17 protein-coding genes are annotated in these 21,374 nt (G+C 38.2%); all 17 read left to right on the top strand.

The features are described from left to right. Positions 1-64: 64 nt before the first annotated feature. Entirely contained in the window at positions 65-2,089 is a 2,025-nt protein-coding gene (gene recG / locus G396_RS0100405) for an ATP-dependent DNA helicase RecG (protein ID WP_028124688.1), read from the top strand. 15 nt (positions 2,090-2,104) lie between these two features. Continuing rightward, positions 2,105-3,097, top strand: coding sequence for a phosphate acyltransferase PlsX (plsX, locus tag G396_RS0100400; protein ID WP_028124687.1), 993 nt, complete (start codon positions 2,105-2,107; stop codon positions 3,095-3,097). Positions 3,098-3,198: 101 nt separating this feature from the next. Beyond that, positions 3,199-3,438: an acyl carrier protein gene (acpP, locus tag G396_RS0100395; RefSeq protein WP_028124686.1), complete on the top strand. Its 240-nt coding sequence runs from the start codon at positions 3,199-3,201 to the stop codon at positions 3,436-3,438. A gap of 82 nt (positions 3,439-3,520) precedes the next feature. Further along, entirely contained in the window at positions 3,521-4,534 is a 1,014-nt protein-coding gene (locus G396_RS0100390; protein ID WP_006418499.1) for an ABC transporter ATP-binding protein, read from the top strand. 1 nt (position 4,535) lies between these two features. Continuing rightward, positions 4,536-5,498, top strand: coding sequence for an ABC transporter ATP-binding protein (locus G396_RS0100385; RefSeq protein ID WP_006418477.1), 963 nt, complete (start codon positions 4,536-4,538; stop codon positions 5,496-5,498). A gap of 2 nt (positions 5,499-5,500) precedes the next feature. Beyond that, positions 5,501-6,463: an oligopeptide ABC transporter permease gene (gene opp4B / locus G396_RS0100380; RefSeq protein ID WP_006418432.1), complete on the top strand. Its 963-nt coding sequence runs from the start codon at positions 5,501-5,503 to the stop codon at positions 6,461-6,463. 19 nt (positions 6,464-6,482) lie between these two features. Next, positions 6,483-7,412 carry an ABC transporter permease gene (locus G396_RS0100375; protein WP_100069384.1) on the top strand — a complete coding sequence of 310 codons (930 nt, stop codon included), beginning with the start codon at positions 6,483-6,485 and terminating at the stop codon, positions 7,410-7,412. Positions 7,413-7,714: 302 nt separating this feature from the next. After that, positions 7,715-9,484, top strand: coding sequence for an oligopeptide ABC transporter substrate-binding protein (locus G396_RS0100370; RefSeq protein ID WP_028124684.1), 1,770 nt, complete (start codon positions 7,715-7,717; stop codon positions 9,482-9,484). Positions 9,485-9,711: 227 nt separating this feature from the next. Beyond that, a complete protein-coding gene (locus tag G396_RS0100365) occupies positions 9,712-11,472 on the top strand; it encodes an oligopeptide ABC transporter substrate-binding protein (protein WP_028124683.1) in 1,761 nt (586 codons plus the stop codon). Between the two features lie 176 nt (positions 11,473-11,648). Then, positions 11,649-12,350: a ribonuclease III gene (gene rnc / locus G396_RS0100360; protein WP_006418252.1), complete on the top strand. Its 702-nt coding sequence runs from the start codon at positions 11,649-11,651 to the stop codon at positions 12,348-12,350. Between the two features lie 2 nt (positions 12,351-12,352). Further along, complete coding sequence (gene smc, locus G396_RS0100355) at positions 12,353-15,928, top strand: chromosome segregation protein SMC (RefSeq protein WP_028124682.1); 3,576 nt, start codon at positions 12,353-12,355, stop codon at positions 15,926-15,928. Beyond that, the gene (locus G396_RS0100350) at positions 15,929-16,747 is read left to right on the top strand and encodes a Cof-type HAD-IIB family hydrolase (RefSeq protein WP_028124681.1); all 819 of its coding nucleotides are present in this window, start codon (positions 15,929-15,931) and stop codon (positions 16,745-16,747) included. 4 nt (positions 16,748-16,751) lie between these two features. Continuing rightward, complete coding sequence (ftsY, locus tag G396_RS0100345) at positions 16,752-17,765, top strand: signal recognition particle-docking protein FtsY (RefSeq protein ID WP_028124680.1); 1,014 nt, start codon at positions 16,752-16,754, stop codon at positions 17,763-17,765. A 193-nt stretch (positions 17,766-17,958) separates the two neighbouring features. After that, positions 17,959-18,282 (top strand): YlxM family DNA-binding protein, encoded by a 324-nt coding sequence (gene ylxM / locus G396_RS0100340; protein ID WP_028124679.1) that lies wholly within the window; start codon positions 17,959-17,961, stop codon positions 18,280-18,282. 17 nt (positions 18,283-18,299) lie between these two features. Beyond that, positions 18,300-19,769: a signal recognition particle protein gene (ffh, locus tag G396_RS0100335; RefSeq protein WP_006418494.1), complete on the top strand. Its 1,470-nt coding sequence runs from the start codon at positions 18,300-18,302 to the stop codon at positions 19,767-19,769. Positions 19,770-19,957: 188 nt separating this feature from the next. Continuing rightward, on the top strand, positions 19,958-20,794 hold the full coding sequence (locus tag G396_RS0100330) for an SAM hydrolase/SAM-dependent halogenase family protein (RefSeq protein ID WP_028124678.1): 837 nt from the start codon (positions 19,958-19,960) through the stop codon (positions 20,792-20,794). A 14-nt stretch (positions 20,795-20,808) separates the two neighbouring features. Continuing rightward, positions 20,809-21,372 (top strand): ECF-type riboflavin transporter substrate-binding protein, encoded by a 564-nt coding sequence (locus tag G396_RS0100325; protein ID WP_028124677.1) that lies wholly within the window; start codon positions 20,809-20,811, stop codon positions 21,370-21,372. The last annotated feature ends 2 nt before the right edge of the window (positions 21,373-21,374 follow it).

Here is a 21,374-nt window from a genome sequence, read left to right as displayed (position 1 = left end):
AGAAAGTAGGTAGCAGAGAATTTGTTACCTGCTTTTTAATTATAGGCATAGGGGGGCTATCAGAATGCCAACTACTTTAAATGATTCAATAGCAGTTTTGAAAGGAATCGGACCTAAGAGTGTCCAAGCCTTTGCTCAGTTGGGCGTGGTTACAATTGCAGATTTACTTTACCATTTGCCCTTTCGTTTTAATGATATTCAAGAGCGGCCCCTTGCTTCAATTCTGGATCAAGAGAAAGTCACACTAAAAGGACGGGTGATTACTCCCCCTGTGGTATCTTACTTTGGCCAAAGACGGAGTCGGTTAAGCTTTCGGTTAGAATTGGAAGACCATCAAGTGATTCAAGTGGTCTTTTTTAACCAACCCTACCTTAATAAGCAAGTGGCTTTAAGTGATGAGAAATCAATTTACGGTAAATGGGATCAAACACGACAGACTTTAATGGGAATGAAGGTCTTAAAGAAAACTGATAATATTTTCCAACCGGTATATTCTGCAACCAAGGGCTTGCGTCAAAGTTTAATTGTCCAAGCGATTAGCCAGGCTCTGGCAGAATATGGACCTTTAATTCCAGAAGCGGTTCCTAGTTTTTTGAATGAGCGTCACCAGCTTATGTCTAGTAGAGCAGCGCTTCAAGGAATCCACCAACCTCAAAGTTATAAACAATATGAAGCAGCCCGGCGTAAAATTATTTACCAGGAGTTTTTTGATTACCAATGGCAATTACAAACAGCCTCTTTTAACCACCGACAAGACAAAGGTCTTCAAGTTTATTATGATGTTGAGGTACTTAAAGATTTTATTAAGGAGTTACCCTTTGAATTAACCTCTGATCAGAAGAAAGCTGTTAATGAAATTTGCCTTGATTTACTGGCTCCATATGCGATGCGGCGGATGTTACAAGGGGACGTGGGATCTGGCAAGACGATTGTGGCCTTCTTGGCTATGGTAGCAGGGGTGATTGGAGGCTACCAGGTTGCCCTGATGGTTCCAACTGAGATTTTAGCTAAACAACATTATCAAAATTTTTGCAATCTTTTTCCGGATTTAGAAGATCAAACGGGTTTGCTAATTAGTCAGATATCAAGTAAAGAAAAAAATGAACTGCAACTGGGAATAAAAAAGGGCTTTCACCAAGTGATTATCGGTACCCATGCTCTAATACAAGATGCGGTTAGTTTTCATAAGCTGGGTTTGTTAGTGATAGATGAACAACACCGGTTTGGGGTAGACCAGCGTCAGTTGCTTTTAGATCAAAATCCTGGCTTAAACATCTTGCAAATGACGGCGACCCCGATTCCACGGTCCTTGGCTTTGTCGATTTATGGCGATATGTCTGTGTCCACAATCCAATCGCTGCCCTCAGGTCGTCAACCGATTCAGACCCGACTCGTTTCGGAAAAACAAGTGGATAAGCTATACCTACATATGCAAGAAATCTTAGCCAAAGAGCAACAAATATATTATGTATTACCAATCATTGATCAATCTGAACACTTGGACCAGGTGGAAAATGTTTTAAATGTTAAAGCTAAACTGGATCAAGTGTTCCCAGATTACCAGATTGAAATCTTGCATGGGCAAATGGCTAAGGACCAGCAAGCAAGAACAATGGCAGCCTTTAAAGCAAATGAAGCCCAAGTCTTAGTAGCCACAACTATGGTTGAAGTGGGGGTTGATGTTCCCAATGCGACGATGATGATTATTCAATCGGCGGAACGATTTGGGCTAGCCCAACTTCACCAATTACGTGGACGTGTCGGACGGGGCAACCAACCTTCGTTTTGTTATTTAATTGGGAATCCAACCACTGACCAAGGCAAGGCTAGGTTAAAAATTATGGTGGATGAAAGCAACGGCTTCCAAATATCTAAGGCTGATTTAAAAATAAGAGGCATGGGGGATGTTTTAGGGCGTCAACAAAGTGGCCTGCCTACTTTTAAGTATGCTAATATAATAGAAGATTCAGATAGTTTAAACCAAGCCCGTCAAGATGTAGCTTGGTGCTTGCAACATTATCAAGATTTGAATCAAAATGATCGAGAAATTTTAAATAGTTTAAATCAGAAGAGTCGGATTGAATTATAAGAAAGAGGATTATTTATGTATAAAATAGCAATCGACGCCATGGGGGGCGACAATGCACCAAAGGCTATTGTTGACGGTTGTTTACAAGCCCTGGCTAACTTTGACGATATTTCTTTAGAATTATTTGGTGATCAAGGTTCGCTTGAATCTCTGATTTCAAATCATGAGCGGATTAGTATCCACCATAGTCCGGATGTAGTGACAGGTGAGGATGAACCAGTAAGGGCCGTACGACGCAAGAAAGAGTCGTCCATGGTTATGGCGGCACAATCAGTTAAGGATGGTGTCAATCAAGCAATTGTTTCTGCGGGAAACACGGGTGCTTTATTAGCTTCTGGCCTTCTAGTCATTGGACGCTTAAAAAATATTGATAGACCGGGCTTAATGCCGATTGTACCAAGCCTATCTAGTGAACATCCCCAATTTATACTTATGGATGCCGGTGCCAATGCTGAGTGTAAACCGATAAATTTACATCAATTTGCTATTCTCGCTTCTTATTATAGTAAGCGTGTACTCGGTATTGAGTCACCACGCGTGGGACTCATTAATAATGGCACAGAAGCAGGCAAGGGAAGTAGTTTAACTAAAGAAGTATTTGAATTATTAGCATCTGAAGAAAGTATTAATTTCATTGGTAATATTGAAGCTAAGGACTTATTAACAGGTATTGTGGATGTGGCAGTAACCGACGGGTTTACAGGGAATGCTGTCTTAAAAACACTGGAAGGAACAGCTAAAGAATTTGCCAAATTCTTATCTAGAACTTTAAAATCAGGAAATTTACAAACTAAACTGGGTGGTTTAATGATTAAGTCGGCTCTTAAAGAGTCTATGGGTCAATTAGATGATACAAAACAAGGTGGGGCTGTCCTACTTGGAATTAAGCATCCTCTCATTAAAGCCCACGGTTCCTCTAACGCAGAAGCTTTTTATAATGCGATTCGACAAGCTCGTTTAGTCTTAGAGTCTGGTGCTATCGAAACTATGGCCCACCATTTTGAATAAAAAATAATTAAAAATATTAGAATCTAGTAGACAAACTATCATTTTACGTTTAAAATGTTTACTATTGGTAACACTATATTTTCTTATATGGAGGTGCGTGAATGTCTGAAAATCGCAGCACATTCGATATCGTTAAAGAAATGATTGTTGATCGTTTCGGAGTTAACGAAGGTTCTGTGACCGAAACAATGACCTTCGATGATCTAGGGGCTGATTCACTTGACGTAGTGGAGCTTGTCATGGAATTAGAAGATACTTTCAATATTCAATTTGAAGATGAAAAAATCGAGGCATTAAAAAATGTGGGTGACGCAGTGCGTTACATTGATGAATTAAAATAGATTTTAAGGAATACATGTATGGATAACACTGCTGACATATGTGAGTAGTGTTTTTTTGTTAAAAAGTACAGGAGGAGAATTAATGGAACAATCAGATATCTTATTAGAGATAAAAGATTTACATACTGGGTTCCGGATTCGTGATAAATTCTATGATGCGGTGGATGGTGTTTCCTTCACCTTACATAAGAATGAAAAATTAGCAATTGTAGGGGAATCTGGTTGTGGCAAATCCACGCTAGCTACATCGATTGTTGGTTTGCATGATCCCAAAAATACCCGACAAACTGGTCAAATACTATACAAGGGCAAGGATATTATTAATTATAGTGAAAGTGACTATTTAAAAATTCGTGGTCGTGAAATTGGGATGATTTTCCAAGATCCATTGGCATCCTTAAACCCATTAATGACCATTGGGGCTCAAATTGAAGAAGCCTTGTATTATCATACGGATTTTAATAAAGACCAACGAAAAGAAAGAACATTGGAATTATTAGACCAAGTTGGGATTGCTAATCCAAATCGGATGTATAAACAATATCCTCATGAGTTATCTGGTGGGATGCGGCAACGGGTTATCATTGCGATTGCTTTGGCAGCAAAACCGAATATTATTATTGCAGACGAACCAACCACTGCCTTGGATGTAACAATCCAAGCACAAATTTTGGACTTGTTAAACCAAATTCAAGAAGAAACTGAATCTGGGATTATTTTAATCACCCATGATTTAGGTGTGGTTGCAGAGACTGCTGATCGCGTTGCTGTAATGTATGCGGGTCAATTTGTTGAAATCGCTGAAGTACATGATTTATTTAATAATCCTAAACATCCATATACACGTTCTCTTTTACGTTCTATTCCGCAATCAAATGATATGGTCGATGATGAAACTGGAGAATTACACGTAATTCAAGGATCTGTTCCAAATATTACTAAAATGAAACGGACCGGATGTCGTTTTGCTGACCGGACGCCTTGGATTCCAGAACATGTTCATGAAGAAAATCCATCATTACATGAGGTAGAACCTGGACATTGGGTAAGATGTACTTGTCATGAACATTTCTATTTCCCAGATGAGGAGGCATAAGATGGCTGAAGAATTAATCACAGTTAAAAATTTAAAAGTCCATTATCCAATTCGGTCAGGCTTCTTCAATCGGATTACTGATTACGTTTATGCCGTTGATGGCGTAGATCTTCACTTTGAAGAAGGAAAAACCTACGGTCTTGTAGGTGAATCTGGTTCTGGTAAATCAACGATAGGTAAAGCTATTATTGGTTTAGAAAAAATCACCGACGGTCAAATTTTCTATAAAGGCGAAGAAGTATCAAAACAAGCGCGTAAACGTCGGTCTGAATACCGTCAAAATGTTCAAATGATCTTCCAAGATGCCATGTCATCATTTAATCCCAAACGCCGGATTATAGATATCATGTCTGAACCTTTACGGAACTTCACTAATATGACGGCGGCAGAAGAAAAGAAACGATCCATTGAATTGTTGGAAATCGTTGGTTTAACTGAAGATGCTCTTTACAAGTATCCCCATCAGTTCTCTGGTGGTCAACGGCAACGGATTGGGGTTGCTCGGGCAGTAGCCTTGAATCCTAAATTAGTGATTGCCGATGAACCGGTTTCAGCCCTAGACTTGTCAGTACAAGCCCAAGTACTTAACTTTATGAAACAGATTCAAGATGAATTTAATGTTTCATATCTATTTATCTCTCATGACCTCGGTGTTGTAAAGCACATGTGTGATGAGATTGCGATTATGTACCGGGGACGTTTCACTGAATACGGCGATAGTGATGAGATTTATCATAATCCTCAACATATTTATACACGTCGTTTGCTTTCTGCTATTCCTCAAATTGATCCTAATATGCGTGAAGAAAATAAACGGATTCGTCAAGAAGTTGAAACTGAATTCCATGCTGAAGGTGCTCAATTCTTCTCACCAGAAGGTCGTGTTTATGATCTTCAAAGTCTAAATGATAACCACAAAGTGGCATTGAATGACATGTCAATTATTCAAGAAGGGGGAATTTAGTTATGTGGAAAACAATATTAAGACGGTTAATCCTGATGATTCCACAAGTCTTTCTTTTGAGTATTGTGGTCTTTATCCTTGGTTCATTGATGCCTGGGGATGCCTTGACTGGTTTAATTGATCCAACTATCTCAGCAGCTCAAATTGAAGCCATGCGCGAATCACTCGGTTTAAATAAATCATGGCCTGAACGGTATATTGATTGGATGACCGCTGCCTTCCATGGTGACTTTGGTCGTTCATGGTCACAAAAAATGCCCGTGACCCAAGCAATCGGACAACGGATCGTGCCAACCGTTTCCTTGTCACTCTTTATGACAATTATTACTTATGCTGTGGGACTTCCGCTTGGATTATTAGCCGGCCGGTATCAAAATACATTCTTTGACCGTGTAGTTAATATTTATAACTTCTTTACATATGCCATTCCGTCTTTTGTTGCCGGTCTACTTATGTTATGGATTTTCGGTTATACCTTAGGATGGGTACCTACTCGGGGTACTGTTGGTTCAGGTCTTGAACCTGGAACCATGCAATACTTTCTTTCTCGTTTGCACCACATGATTCTACCTGCTGTTACGATTGGATTATTAAGTACGACGGGGATTATCCAGTACTTACGTTCAGGGGTTATTGATGCTAAGTCACAAGATTATGTGAGAACTGCCCGGGCTAAAGGGGTGCCTGAAAGTACAATTTATAGTCGTCATATCTTCCGAAATTCAATCTTACCAATTGCTCAAGGAATGGGGTACACCATTACGGGATTGATTTCAGGGTCAGTTATTACAGAACAAATCTTTACTTATCAAGGAATGGGGCAATTATTTATTACTTCTATTACTGGACGTGACTTTGCTGTCATGACCACCTTGGTCTTGTTATTTGGATTTATGACCCTATTAGGAACCTTACTCTCAGATATTATTATGATTTTCGTGGATCCACGAATTAGAATTCGATAGGAGGTATATAACAATGGAAATGAATCCTCAAGAACCAGTTCCAGTTGAAGAACAAGTCGTTGGTCAATTGGAAGAATTTGAATCCAAACCACCTATGGGACTCGAAGTGATTGTTCGTGAATTCTTACATGATAAGGTGGCTATGTTTTCACTGTTTATTTTAGTTGCAATTGTACTATTTGCTTTTATTGCACCATTCTTTATGGATGAAACAAAGGCCCAAGTTGTTAACTTATTTGGACGTTATAAAGAACCCGGTGTGGATGGTTATCTACTTGGTTCCAATGAAGGGGGTCAAGATATTTTGACCTTACTCGTAATTGGTACCCGTAATTCCTTGTTTATTGGTTTCATGGTGACCATTTTCACTTCAGTCATTGGGATAGCTATTGGGATTATGGCTGGGTATTACGGTGGTATCGTAGATGATATCGTAATGCGTATTATCGACTTCTTGATGGTGCTACCAATTATGATGATTATCATTGTAATTGTAACCATTATTCCTCGTTTTAATATGTGGACCTTAATCATCCTGCTTTCTGCCTTTTATTGGGTAGGGAATGCACGTCTTTTCCGGACTGCAACCTTATCTGAAGGTTCGAAAGATTATGTTTCGGCATCCAAAACGATGGGTACCCGGGATTGGAAGATTATGTATATGGAAGTTATGCCTAACTTATCTTCATTAATTATTACATATTTGACCTTGAACTTTGCAGGAAATATTGGTGTGGAAACTGGACTTTCTTTCCTAGGTTTTGGTCTTCCATTCGGGACACCTTCACTAGGTACTCTCATCTCGACTGCATCAAATCCTGATGTTATTCAAAATAAATGGTGGGTATGGTTACCAGCTGTTATTTTAATCCTAGTTCTAATGTTATCTATATCTTATATTGGTCAAGCAATGCAAAGAGCATTCGACTCAAGACAACGGATTGGATAATTTATAGTTATCAGAAAAGTCTGACAGTAATTAACTGTCAGGCTTTTTTTGATTGAACAGGTTATCATTCGATTAATAAAATTTGAAAAAAATTAGTTGAATTGTAAAACATTTAATTATAAACAATAATTTTTAATTATTTTTTTACCTTTATAATATTGATTTAATATAGTTTCTTATATAAAATTTTTATTAAAATTTATGAGAGAATTTTTTGAAAAAAGTGACCTTTATGTTATAATTTACTTAATAAATTTCAATGTCCTTATCATTATTAAGGAAAAGAAAGATGGAGGAATTACATGAAAAAATCACTTATCAAGTCATTTGCCGCCAGTACGGCAGTTTTATCCTTGGTAGCTAGTCTAAGTCCATTGGCGTTAAATCACGTGGCAGCCCAAGAAGATGCTAAAATTTTTGACTCAAAAGTTGAAAATAAAGGAGATGCCATTGAAGGCGGTGACTTGAAATACGCGGTTATGTCTGGCTCAACTTTTGCTGGTGTGTTCAATAGCATGTTTTATTCAGATTCTACTGACTCTCAAGTAATTTCAATGTTTAACCCAGGAATTATTGGTTATAACGAAAACTTTGAAGTCGATTCATCAGGATTTGCTGATATTGATATTGATCAAGATAACAAGCAAGTGACGATTACTATTCCTAAGGATCAAAAATGGGATGATGGTGAACCGATTACCATCGATGACGTTATTTTCCCTTACTATGTAATTGGTCATAAGGACTATGCTGGTATTCGTTATGGGGCTGACTATGAAAATGTTGAAGGTATGGAAGAATACCACAATGGTGAAAGCGAAGAAATTTCTGGTCTTGAACGCGTGGATGACTATACATTAACGGTTCATTACAAAGAATTTTCTCCATCTATGCTTCAAGCCGGAGGGGGAATCTCAGCTTATATGGAGCCTGAACATATCTTTAAAGACATTGAAGTTAAAGATATGGAAGATTCTGAACCAGTTCGGAAGATGCCAGTTGGCTTTGGCCCATTCAAGGTTGAATCAATTACACCAGGTGAAGCCGTAAAATTTGTTAGAAATGATAATTACTATAAAGATCTAGCTGCAGTCGATTCTGTGACTATGGAAATTGTAAACCCATCAACCATCGTTGCAGAGTTAAAAGCTGGTCATTATGACGTGGCATCTTTACCATCTGATCAATATGAAACCTTTAAAGATGCTAAAAACTTTAAAACCTTAGGTGTCTTGGCTAATACCTATACTTATATCGCCTTTAAGTTTGGTACTTGGGATGATGAAAAGGGCGAAATTAAGATGGACGATTCTAAAATCGTAAATAATAAAGCCTTACGTCAAGCCATGGCTTATGCTATTGATAATGCAGCGGTAACCCAAGAATTTTATCAAGGTATTCGGATTGCAGCTAACTCACACATTACCCCTAACTTCAAAGATTACAATAATCCAGATCAAAAGGGCTATGAATTTAATCCTGATAAAGCAAAACAACTTTTAGCTGATGCAGGCTTTAAAGACACAAATAACGATGGCTTCGTAGAAGATCCAAATGGCAATGAATTTACCCTTCATTTTGCTTCAATGTCTGGTGGCGAAACAGCAGAACCATTGGCTCAATATTATATCCAATCTTGGCAACAAGTTGGAATCCATGTTGAATTAACCGATGGCAAACTTATGGAAATGAATTCCTTCTATGATCGTATTCAAAATGATGATGAAAATATTGATATTTATCAAGCAGCCATGGGTGTTGGGGGTGATCCTAATCCACGTGGTTTATGGGGTCGGTCAGAACCATTTAACTATGCTCGTTGGGGTTCTGGAGAAAACGACAAGTTCTTAGAACAAATGTCTTCACCAGAGGCTTTTGATGCTAAGACTCGTCAAAAAATGTATTATGATTGGCAAAAATACATGATGGAAGAAATTCCTTCTATTCCAACTATGTTCCGTCAAGAATTAACAGCCGTGAACAATCGGGTAAGTAATTGGGATATTACTATTGGTAATGATCTAGAATGGTCACAAGTAAAACTATTAGCGGATAGTCCAATTGCTGAGTAAAAAAATAGATACGATAGAAACAAGAGGTCTTAAAAAGCCTCTTGTTTTTGTTTTAAAATTTGATTTTTTCTCATTAAATGTGTTTTTATTTAAGTAAAATTCTTTTTTTAGGATAAAAAAACGATTTAATATTAAAAAGAAATTAAAAAAAGGACTTGAAATTTTAAGTTTTTATTTTTATAGGTATTATAATTTTATATTAATTTTAAATGAGAAGGGGAAACAAAATGAAAAAGACCTTATTGAAACCAATGTCAGCTGTTCTGGCACTTTTATCTGTTATTCCTAATATTAATCTTGCAAGTGTTCTAGCTGAAGGAGATGCACCTACATTCTCAACTGATGTAAAACATGAGGGTGAAGCGATTGAAGGTGGAATTTTAAAACAAGCTTTAGTTTCTGATACGACTTTCCCAGGTGTCTTCAACAATATGTATTATTCTTCAAATCCTGATATTGCAGTCATTAACTTATTCGCTGAGTCTTTATTCGGGTATGATGAAAACTTTACCATCGATAACTCAGGTTTTGCTGATGTTGAATTTAATAAAGATGATAAAACAGTAAAAATTACTATTCCTGAAGGGGTTAAATGGCATGATGGTGAGGACGTAACCATTGATGATGTAATCTATCCTTACTATGTTGTAGGGAATAAAGACTACACTGGAATTCGTTATGGTGAAGATTTCATGAACGTCGAAGGTATGGAAGAATATCATAATGGGGATGCTGAAGAAATTTCAGGTCTAGAACGTGTGGATGATTATACTTTAGTAGTCCACTATAAGACTTTCTCTAACTCAATGTTACAAGCCGGTGGTGGCGTTTCTGCTTATATTGAACCAGAACATATCTTTAAAGATATTCCAATTGCTGAACAAGAAGATTCAGATGCAGTTCGTTCCAACTTAGTTGGTTTTGGTCCGTTCAAGGTAGATAAAATCACTCCTGGTGAAGCGGTAACCTTTGTACGTAATGATGATTACTATCGTGGTGCACCAGCTCTTGACGGAGTTACAGTAGAAATTGTTAACCCATCAACAATTATCCAAGAGATGAAAGCCGGAAACTATGATATCGCCTCATTACCAGCTGACCAATATGAAACCTTCAAAGACGCTAAGAACTTTGATGTTTTAGGTCAAGTTTCAAATGCTTATACTTATATCGGCTTTAACTTAGGTACTTGGGATGAAGAAAAAGGCGAAGTAGTTTACGATGATACTAAACTGACTGCTAACAAGGCTCTTCGTCAAGCTATGGCTTATGCTATGGATAATGATGCTGTTGGTGCTGAATTCTATCATGGCCTCCGTATGAATGCGAATTCTCATATTCCTTCATTCTTCAAGGATTACAACAACGCTGACCAAGAAGGTTACCATTATGATCCAGAAAAAGCTAAACAATTGTTAGCAGATGCTGGTTTTGTTGATAAAAATGGGGATGGATTCGTTGAAGATCCAGATGGAAATGAATTTACTCTTCATTTTGCTTCAATGTCTGGTGGTGAAACTGCAGAACCATTGGCTCAATATTATATCCAAGCTTGGCAACAAGTGGGTATTAAGGTTGAATTAACTGATGGTAAATTAATGGAAATGAACTCCTTCTATGAACGTGTTGAAGCCAACGATGAAGGTATTGATGTTTACCAAGGTGCTTTTGGTACTGGTGGTGACCCTAACCCAACAGGTCTATGGGGCCGTAATTCTCCATTTAACTACACTCGTTTTGCTTCTGAAGAAAATGATAAATTATTGGCTGCCATTAACTCAGACGAAGCCTTCGATAAAGACTTCCGTGTGAAAGCTTTCAATGATTGGCAAGCATACTTCATTGATGAAGTGCCAGCTATCCCAACCTTATTCCGTCAAGAATTAACTGCGGTAAACAAACGGGTGAGTCAATATGATATCAAGACTGGTTCTGACTTAGAATGGTCTGAAATTAAATTATTATCTGACAAACCACAAGCTGAATAATTCTCTACTAAATTTGAAAGGATGGACAGAAAGTCTATCCTTTTTTTGTGCCATTAAATAATCCATATCTTCATTAGCATAAGTTTCAAAGCTAACAATAGTCCTTCATTATGGAATATACTTTGCTTGACTTAGCTAAGTAGGGTAAAATAAAGAACAGAGAATTGAGGGATATCATGGAAAAAATCGCAGATATAATTCAAAAAAATACTGGGATAACATTTACTAATATAGAAATCTTACAAACAGCTTTTTGTCACACTTCTTATGCCAATGAGCATGCTAAAGAAAAATTGAAAGATAATGAGCGTCTAGAGTTTCTCGGTGATGCGGTCCTGGAATTAATTACTTCTGATTTTCTTTTTAATACCTATCCCGATAAACCAGAAGGACAGTTAACCCGGATGCGTGCTCAACTAGTTAAAGAGCCTTCCTTAGCTTTGGTTGCACGTAAATACCAATTGGACCAATTGATTCAATTAGGGAAGGGTGAAGAGGCTTCAGGCGGACGATTCCGGGATTCTATTGTGTCAGATGCTTTTGAAGCCTTTTTAGGTGCGATATATCTAGACCAAGGTTTTGCACGAGTGACAGAATTTTTGCAACAAGCTTTGTTAAAACCCCATCTTCAAATTATTAAAGTGATTAACATTGATTATAAAACTCTTTTTCAAGAAAAAGTTCAGAGCCAAGGACCCGTTAATATTGATTACCGTCTTATTAAGGAAGAGGGACCGGCCCATCACCGTCTCTTTGTAGTGGCCCTCTATCTTGATGATCAATTAGTAAGTCAAGGACAAGGGTATAGTAAGAAATCCGCTCAGATGGCAGCCGCTGAGGCGGCATTAGAAGCGATGGACGAGAAAGGTAAATTGTAAGTATGCACTTAAGTAGAGTTGAAATGACCGGCTTTAAATCTTTTGCGGACAAGACGGTGATTGAATTTGACCAAGGAATGACTGCAGTGGTTGGGCCAAATGGGTCAGGAAAATCTAATTTATCTGAAGCCATTAGGTGGGTCTTAGGAGAACAATCTGCTAAGTCCTTACGAGGCAGTAAGATGGAAGATGTTATTTTTAATGGAACCCAAGACCGTAAAGCAGTCAATATTGCTAAAGTAACCTTGGTCTTGAATAATGAAGACCATTATCTTGATTCGGATTATAGTGAGATTGCTATAGCTCGCTCTTATAATCGAAATGGCGATTCTTCCTATACTATTAATAATGAAACTGTGCGTTTAAAAGACATTGTTGACTTGCTTCTGGACTCAGGTCTAGGGAAAAATTCTTTTTCAATTATTTCCCAAGGTCAAGTAGAACAAATCTTTTTAAATAAACCCGAAGAAAGACGGACCATTTTTGAAGAGGCCGCAGGCGTTCAAAAATATCAATACCGCAAGAATGAAGCTGAGCGTAAACTAACAAAATCCCAGGACAATTTAAACCGGGTAAAAGATATTATTCATGAATTAAAGCAACAGTTAGACCCTTTGGCCAAGCAAAAAGATAAAGCCCTAATCTATTTAGAAAAAAGTCAGATATTAAAAGAATTAGAAATTTCCTTGTATAGTCTGCAGATAAAGTTAGCTAAAAATCAATGGGCTGAATTTGAAAGCCAATTAAAAGCTATCAACTTGGTTCTTAATCAACTAGAAGCAGATATTCAAACTTTGCAAAATGGGATTAAAGATGATAAAGACCAGTTAGAAACGATGACTCAGACGATAGAGGCTACTCGGCATGAGTATTTTGAAAGTTCCCAAAAGAAACAAGCTCTAGAAAGTCAGATTCAAATTCTTCAAACGAAAATTTCAAACCTTGGTGACCGCCAAGCAGATCGTCAAGCGAATTTCGACAAAGAAGAAGCCAGTAATTCCCAGTTAATTGAAAAACGCCAAGAGTTAATTCAAAAACGGAATGACTTAGAAAGTATATTGGCAGACTTACATACTAAATTAGAACCTTTAAACCAAGATTATTTAGCTTTGACCGGAGATCAAAGCCAGGTTTCAGACCAGTTACGGAATGAAATTTTTCAAATCTATCAATCAGAAGCGGATTATAAGAATAAAATACAACAATATAAACAGGAAGTTGAAGGAATTGAAGTAAAGAATCAATCTTTCCAGACTAGGCTGGATGATATAAAAGCAGCAAAGGCTCAACAGGGTGAACAAATTACGGCTGAAGAGAGTAAATTGCACCAACTTGAAGCGAAAGAAATTACTTATCGAGAGAAAATTCAAGCAAGTCAAGCTAATTATCAAAGCCTAAAACAAGCCCAAGCTAAAAAAATAAAAGACTACGAAGATTTCTTACAAAAGTATCGGCAAAATAAAAGCCAAGAACAACACCTAAGTCAGATGCAAGTTCAATATGTGGGCTTCTATGCTGGGGTGAGGGCAGTTATGCAGGCCCAAAGCCAATTAGATGGGATTCATGGGACTTTAGCTGATTTAATTCAAGTTGAAGCAAGCTATCAAATTGCCATCGATACAGCTCTCGGGGCTGGCTTACAAAATATTGTTGTTACTAATGATCAAGCAGCAGGTCAGGCAGTTGCTTACCTAAAAAAACAAAAAGCAGGCCGGGCAACCTTCCTACCCTTAAGTAATATTCGGAGTCGTTCCTTAGCCAGTCATTTATATCAAACTGCCCAGCGCAGTCAGGGTTTTGTTGATATTGCGAGTCAACTCGTAAAGACGGATGACCAATATCGTGCCATTATTGAAAGTCAATTGGGTACTACTGTTGTGGTGGATACCCTAGCAAATGCACAAAATCTAGCTCGAGCTCTAAACCAAAAGATTCGGATTGTCACCCTTGAAGGTGAAATGATTCAAGCGGGTGGGGCGGTTACAGGAGGACGAAATAAGAATCGTCAAGAATCGGTACTCGAAAGAGAAGGACAGTTAAAAGCAATAAAAAGTCAAAACCAAAAAGATTCTGAAAAGCTACAAGTATTAGACCGAGAAAACCAAGCATTAAATCAGAGCTTAAAAAACTTAGAAACTGAATACAACCAAAATCGTCAGCAATTACAGGAAACCTCGCTAGAATTGCAGTATTTAAAACAAAGTTTAGCCCAGAAACAGGAAGAATTTCAGCGATTAGGTGACCGACAAATTATTCTTGAGGATGAATTCCAACAAGCAAGCATTACCTTGAAAGAAGATAAAGCCGCCTTACTAGAGGCGCAAGAAAAATTAAAGCAAGTTCAAGTTGAAAGCCAACAATTACAAGCTCGATTGCAAAAATTTAATTCTAGTCAAGAAGATAGACAAAATAAAGCGCAAGTACTGAACCAGGATATTTTTCAATTAAAAACTGATATTAATTTAAAAGAATACGATTTAGACCAGGTAAATGCGCAACTGAAACAATTAGAACAAGAATTGCAAGCTTTCTTACAGACTCAAAGCCAATTTAAAGCTCAAGAAGCAAGTTACCAAGCCAATCTAATGAGTTTAAAAGAAGATTTAGCTCAGCAAGAAGCAGATTTAGCTCAGTATCAGGACGTATCTGACCAATTACCAGAGGAGTTAGAAAGTATGCGGCAGGAACGGAAAGCACTGAGTCAGACCATACGTGAGGCAGAATCTCAGTTACAGACACTCTTGCAGGATAATCAAGCTAAATTTAAAGAACAAGCCCGCTTAGAAGCAAGGATTGATCAAATTCAGGTGACGATTGATAACCAACTCTTATACCTAAACCAAGAGTATCAATTGTCCTTTGAAGCGGCCCAAGAATTATCTAAACCGGTTGAAGATGAGAAGGCTGTTTTAGCGACGATTAAGCAACTTAAAGTGGATATTCAAAGCTTGGGTCCGATTAACTTAAATGCGATTGAAGACTATGACCAGCTAGCAGATCGTTATGATTTGTTAGTCGAACAAGAGGAAGATCTATTAGCAGCCATGGCTCAATTACAAGAGACCATGGATGAAATGGATCAAGAAGTCATTAAACGCTTTGGACAAACCTTTAAAGTCATTAATGAACAGTTCCAATTGACCTTTAGACGGCTTTTCTCTGGAGGTCAAGCCCAATTAGAGTTGACCCAACCAGATAACCTATTAACTACGGGTGTAGACATAATCGCCCAGCCACCCGGCAAGAAAAAACAACATTTAGCCTTGTTATCAGGTGGTGAGAGAGCTTTGACGGCTATTGCCTTGTTATTTGCCATCTTAGAAGTCAAACCAGTTCCATTTGTGATTTTGGACGAAGTAGAAGCAGCCTTAGATGATGCCAATGTCTTTCGCTATGGTGAATATATTCAAAGTTTTACCGACCAGACTCAGTTCATTGTCATTACCCATCGGAAGGGAACCATGGAATCGGCGGATGTTTTATACGGAGTGACTATGGAGCAATCTGGGGTTTCTAAGCTAGCCTCAGTTAAATTAACCGAAGCAATAGAAGAAATACAAGAAAGAGGAACTCGCTAAATGATAAAATTAATCGCTATCGATCTTGACGGCACCTTGGTCAATGATCAAAAAGAAATACCTTTAGAAAATATTAAAGCTATCCACCGCGCTCAAGCGGCAGGAGTTCGGGTGGTGCTCTGTACGGGCCGCCCATATACAGCAGTAAAACCCATAGTTGATCAATTAGGCTTTACTGATCATGATTTGGTTGCTGTCTTTAATGGGGGGCAGATTCGTAAAGCTGTGTCGGGCCAGGTTCTTAGTGAGAAAACAATTAGTCAGGCAGATATGCTTCGTTGGTATGCTGAAACTGAACGCTTACAAATCCCTTTTAATATTATTGATTCGGATTGGGTATACGAACCCGCTAGCTATCCTGAAGGTCATCCTTCGTTTTATGTGGGTAAGGTCTCGTCAGCACCAGCAACCCATGCAGATTTTAATCAATTTGCTGCTGACCACCGCTTTAATAAATTGGTAGTGACAGTTGAAGCAGATTATTTAGAACAACAGTTAGGAAAAATGGATCCAGACTTGATGGCAGAGTTTTCCCTCTCACGGTCATATCCCTTCCAATTAGAAATCATGGCACAGGGGATTGATAAAGGTTATGCCTTAGACCAGCTAAGCCAGGTTTTAAATATCGATACCGCTGATATGGTTGCAATTGGAGACCAGCTCAATGATTTGGCTATGATTGAAAAAGCCGGTCATGGGGTAGCAATGGGGAATGCAGAGCCAGAAATTAAAGCTTTAGCGGAATACATCACTGATACTAATAATAATGCTGGAGTCGCCAAAGCAATTGACTATTACTTACAAAAAGAAAAGGAGTAAATCAATGGGATTATTTGATCGTATTAAACGCGCCTTTACTGGGGAAGATCCAATTGTCAAAGAAGAAAGTAAACAAGAAGAAGTTGTTTTAGAGAAATATGACAAAGGGATGGAAAAGACTCGCAAAAATTTTTCAGACCGGATAGCTGATTTATTTACTGGTTTTAGAGAGTTGGATGAGGAATTCTATGAAGACCTTGAAGAAACCTTGATTTCAGCTGATGTTGGCTTTAATATGACCATCGCTTTAACCGATGCGATTCGAGATGAAATTGAAGCTCAGAATGTATATAAAGGTGAAGATGTTAAACGGGTTATGATAGAAACCATGGTTAAGGTCTATGAAGACCATGAGCATGAAAATGTCATTTTAAATGAAAATCCCGATGGCCCAACCGTGATTCTTTTTGTGGGGGTTAATGGGGTAGGTAAAACCACCTCTGTTGGCAAGATTGGCTATCAATTAAAGGAATCCGGCAAAAAAGTAATTATGGCGGCAGCAGATACCTTTAGAGCTGGTGCAGTGGAACAGCTGAGTGTGTGGGGGCAACGGTTAGATATTCCGGTCGTGACTGGGATTGACCAAGGTGACCCCGCTTCGGTGGTCTTTGATGCAGTGAAAGCTGCCAAAGAAGGAAATTATGATTATTTACTAGTTGACACTGCAGGACGTCTGCAAACCAAAGCAAATCTGATGCAAGAACTGGCCAAGATTAAACGAATTATTGAGCGAGAAAATCCAAATGGGGTTCAAGAAGTTCTCTTGGTCCTTGATGCAACGACTGGTCAAAATGCCTTAATCCAAGCCAAACAATTCAATGAAGCCACCGAAATTACGGGCCTAGTCCTTACTAAACTAGATGGTACAGCCAAAGGGGGCGTCATTCTTTCCATTCGTTATGAGTTGGATATTCCCGTTAAATTTATCGGATTAGGTGAAGGTGCTAATGACTTGCAACCATTTAATGCAGAAGAATATATGTTTAACCTCGTTAAAGGAGTCATCGAAAAAAAATAAAACTGATTCAGGGTTTACCCGAATCGTTTAGCCTTAAAAGCAACTTCTATCCTGCTTTTGAGGTTTTTTGTTTGGAAGTTTTTATAAATAGAATAAGTACTAGCTTAATATTGTTGTAGGCCTTGGTAAATGGTACACTATATAAGACCTATCTTTTTTAACAAAAGAAATTAAGTTCCTAGGAGTTGAGCTAATGTCCATCGAGAAGACAATCTGGTTAACTGAACTTTTTGATATTTATAAATCTTTATTAACTCAGAAGCAGGCCCAGATGTTAGCTCTTTATTATGAGGAAGATTATTCCTTATCAGAAATTGCAGAACATTATGGAATTAGCCGCCAAGCTGTGAGGGATAGTCTAAAACGGGGCGAGTCCGCCTTAAGTGATTATGAGGAGCAACTAAAGATTCATCAGAAAAGACAGTTACGGCAAGAACTTTTAAATCAATTGTTAAATGAAGACAACCAATCTATTATTGAGGCCATACTGGACCTAGATAATGATCGTATTTCGTAAGATAAAGGAGCGTATTTATGGCATTTGAAGGACTATCCGAACGCCTGCAAGGTGCAATCTCATCCGTTGGTAAGGGTGGGAAAATTTCAGAAGCAGATTTAAGACAAATGATGCGGGAAATTCGTTTAGCTTTATTAGAAGCTGACGTAAATTTCAAAGTAGTTAAAAAATTCGTAAAGCAAGTCAATGAAAGAGCCCTAGGCTCTGATGTATTAAAATCTTTATCACCTGCTCAACAAGTGGTTAAAATTGTTGATGAGGAATTGACTGACCTTATGGGGGGCGAACGTGAACCCTTAAATATGGCAAGTCAACCACCAACCGTTATGATGATGGTTGGGCTTCAAGGGGCTGGTAAAACCACTACAGTCGGTAAATTAGCTAAATATATTACTGAAGAGCTAGGCAAGAAGAAACCTCTCCTTGTGGCTGGGGACGTTTACCGGCCGGCAGCGGTTGACCAATTAAAGACTATTGGTCAGCAGTTAGGTTTTGAAGTCTATGATGAAGGAACCCAAGTCAGCCCAGTCGAGATTGCCAAACGTGCGCTTGACCAAGCAAAACTAAATGGCAATCAAGTTGTTATTATTGATACGGCCGGTCGTCTTCATGTAAATGAAGAATTGATGGATGAATTACGTAATATTAAAGCAGCTGTCAATCCAGATGAAATTCTTTTAACGGTTGATGCGATGACAGGGCAAGATGCGGTGAATGTGGCTGATGCCTTTAACGAAGCCTTGGACATTACGGGTGTAGTTATTACTAAATTAGATGGTGATACCCGGGGTGGGGCAGCCTTATCTATCCGGTCTATTATTGATAAACCGATTAAGTTTACTGGACAAGGTGAAAAATTAGACGCCCTTGAACCATTTTATCCAGACCGGATGTCAAGTCGGATTCTGGGTATGGGCGATATGATGACCTTGATTGAAAAAGCCCAAAAGGACTTTGATGAAGCTGAAGCTGAGAAAATGGCTGGCAAGATCAAAGATGCTTCCTTTGATTTTAATGACTTTGTGGCCCAAATGGACCAAGTGAATAAAATGGGATCAATTAAAGATATTATCAAGATGATTCCAGGTATGAATAAAATCCCTGGACTTGACGAGTTTGATGTTTCTGAAAAAGAAATGTTACGGGTTAAGGCCATTGTCCAATCAATGACGCCCTATGAACGGGAAAATCCTGATGAAATTTCCCAAAGTCGACGGCGACGGATTGCTAAGGGGTGTGGCTTAGACCTTCAAGCGGTTAATCAACTAATCAAACAATTTAATCAAACCCGCCAAGTGATGAGTCAAATGTCTAATGGTAAGATGTCAGGTATGAATAAGATGATGAAGCGGATGCAAGGAGGACAAGCAGGGGGGATTGGTGGAGGCTTCCCTGATATGGGTCCAATGATGACGCCAGAACAAGCGGCTAAACAAAAAGAAGAAAAGAAATTACGGAGGATGTTGAAGAAAAAGAAAAAAAGATAAAATAATGAAGGGACTGTTCCAATGTAGGGCCAGTCCCTATACTATTCATTTGATTTTTATGACAATGTAATACATTAAAGTCCGAATAATTCTTAAAATTTCATTAAAATCTATCAAAAAAGCATAGGATTAAGCCTAGCTATAAGGTAGAATAAGGGAGTAATAATAAGAAAGAAAGGGATGCAAGCATGAAAAAATTTTTGGTGCTTCAGTCTGACTTTGGATTAGACGATGGTGCGGTAGCAGCCATGTATGGGGTGGCATATTTTACGGCCCCTGAAATTACGATTCATGATCTAACTCATGGGATTGAACCGTATAATATTTTTCAAGGCTCTTATCGTTTGTTTCAGGCCTTGACTTATTGGCCTAAAGGGAGTGTTTTTGTATCAGTGGTTGACCCAGGTGTTGGGTCACAACGTAAATCAATCATGGCTAAAACTAAATCAGGTCATTATGTCGTGACCCCAGACAATGGGACCTTATCTCATATTGCAAAATATGTGGGCCTTGACCAAGTACGTCAAATTGATGAGGCAGTTAACCGCTTGCCACATTCCCAAGACTCACATACTTTTCATGGTCGAGATGTATATGTCTATAATGGTGCCTTACTCGCTCAAGATAATGCTTTTTTTGAAAGTTTACCAAATCAATTAGATTTGAGTGAGTTAACTTATTTGGATCTAGTTGATCCTGTAGTGAGTGAAGAGGGTATCCAGGGTACCATTGATATTTTAGATATCCGTTTTGGTTCTCTGTGGACCAATATCCCCTTAGAAACACTACAAGCAAATAATATCCATCAAGGAGATTATTTAGAAATAGTCATTAAAGAACATGGTCAAGAGCGTTACCGGGAACAAGTTCTATTTGGACGATCTTTTGCTGCAGTCGCAATTGGTAGACCGATTGCTTATGTTAATTCTTTAATCCGTCTAGCCCTGGGAATTAATCAAGGTAACTTCGCTTTAGGATATAAAATTGGTACGGGTAATCAATGGACTATTCATGTAAAAAAGTAAAAGGAGCTTAAATTATGCAAAATTCAAATAATAATTCAAAATTCTCATTAACTTCAATTGTTGCAATTGGAATTGGTGCAGCTGTATTTTTTATTTTAGGTCGTTTCTTATCAATCCCAACCGGTATACCTAACACAAATATTGAAACAACTTATCCATTTTTGGCTTTAATTTCAGCGATTTATGGACCAATTGTTGGCTTTTTTGTGGGCTTTATTGGCCATACTATTAAAGACTTCCTTACGTTTGGTCCTTGGTGGTCATGGATTATCTGTTCTGGTTTAGCTGGTTTAGGCTTTGGTTTAGTTAGTCGTAAATTGAAGATTAACCAAGGTCAATTCAATAAAACCGATATAATAAAATTTAATATAGGCCAAGCCATCGTAAATTTAGTGACTTGGGCATTAGCAGCACCCGTATTAGATATCCTTGTCTATTCTGAACCTGCCAATAAGGTTTTTACCCAAGGAATTGTATCTGGACTTGCTAATTTAATTGCCACAGGGGTCCTCGGAAGTATATTGTTAGCTGCTTATGCTAAAACCCGGGTTTCTTCTGGTTCACTAGATAAGGAATAGTC

Source organism: Eremococcus coleocola DSM 15696, assembly GCF_000428865.1.
In the GTDB taxonomy this organism is placed as follows: Bacteria; Bacillota; Bacilli; order Lactobacillales; family Aerococcaceae; genus Eremococcus; species Eremococcus coleocola.
This window is presented reverse-complemented; position numbering and strand designations above follow the sequence as displayed.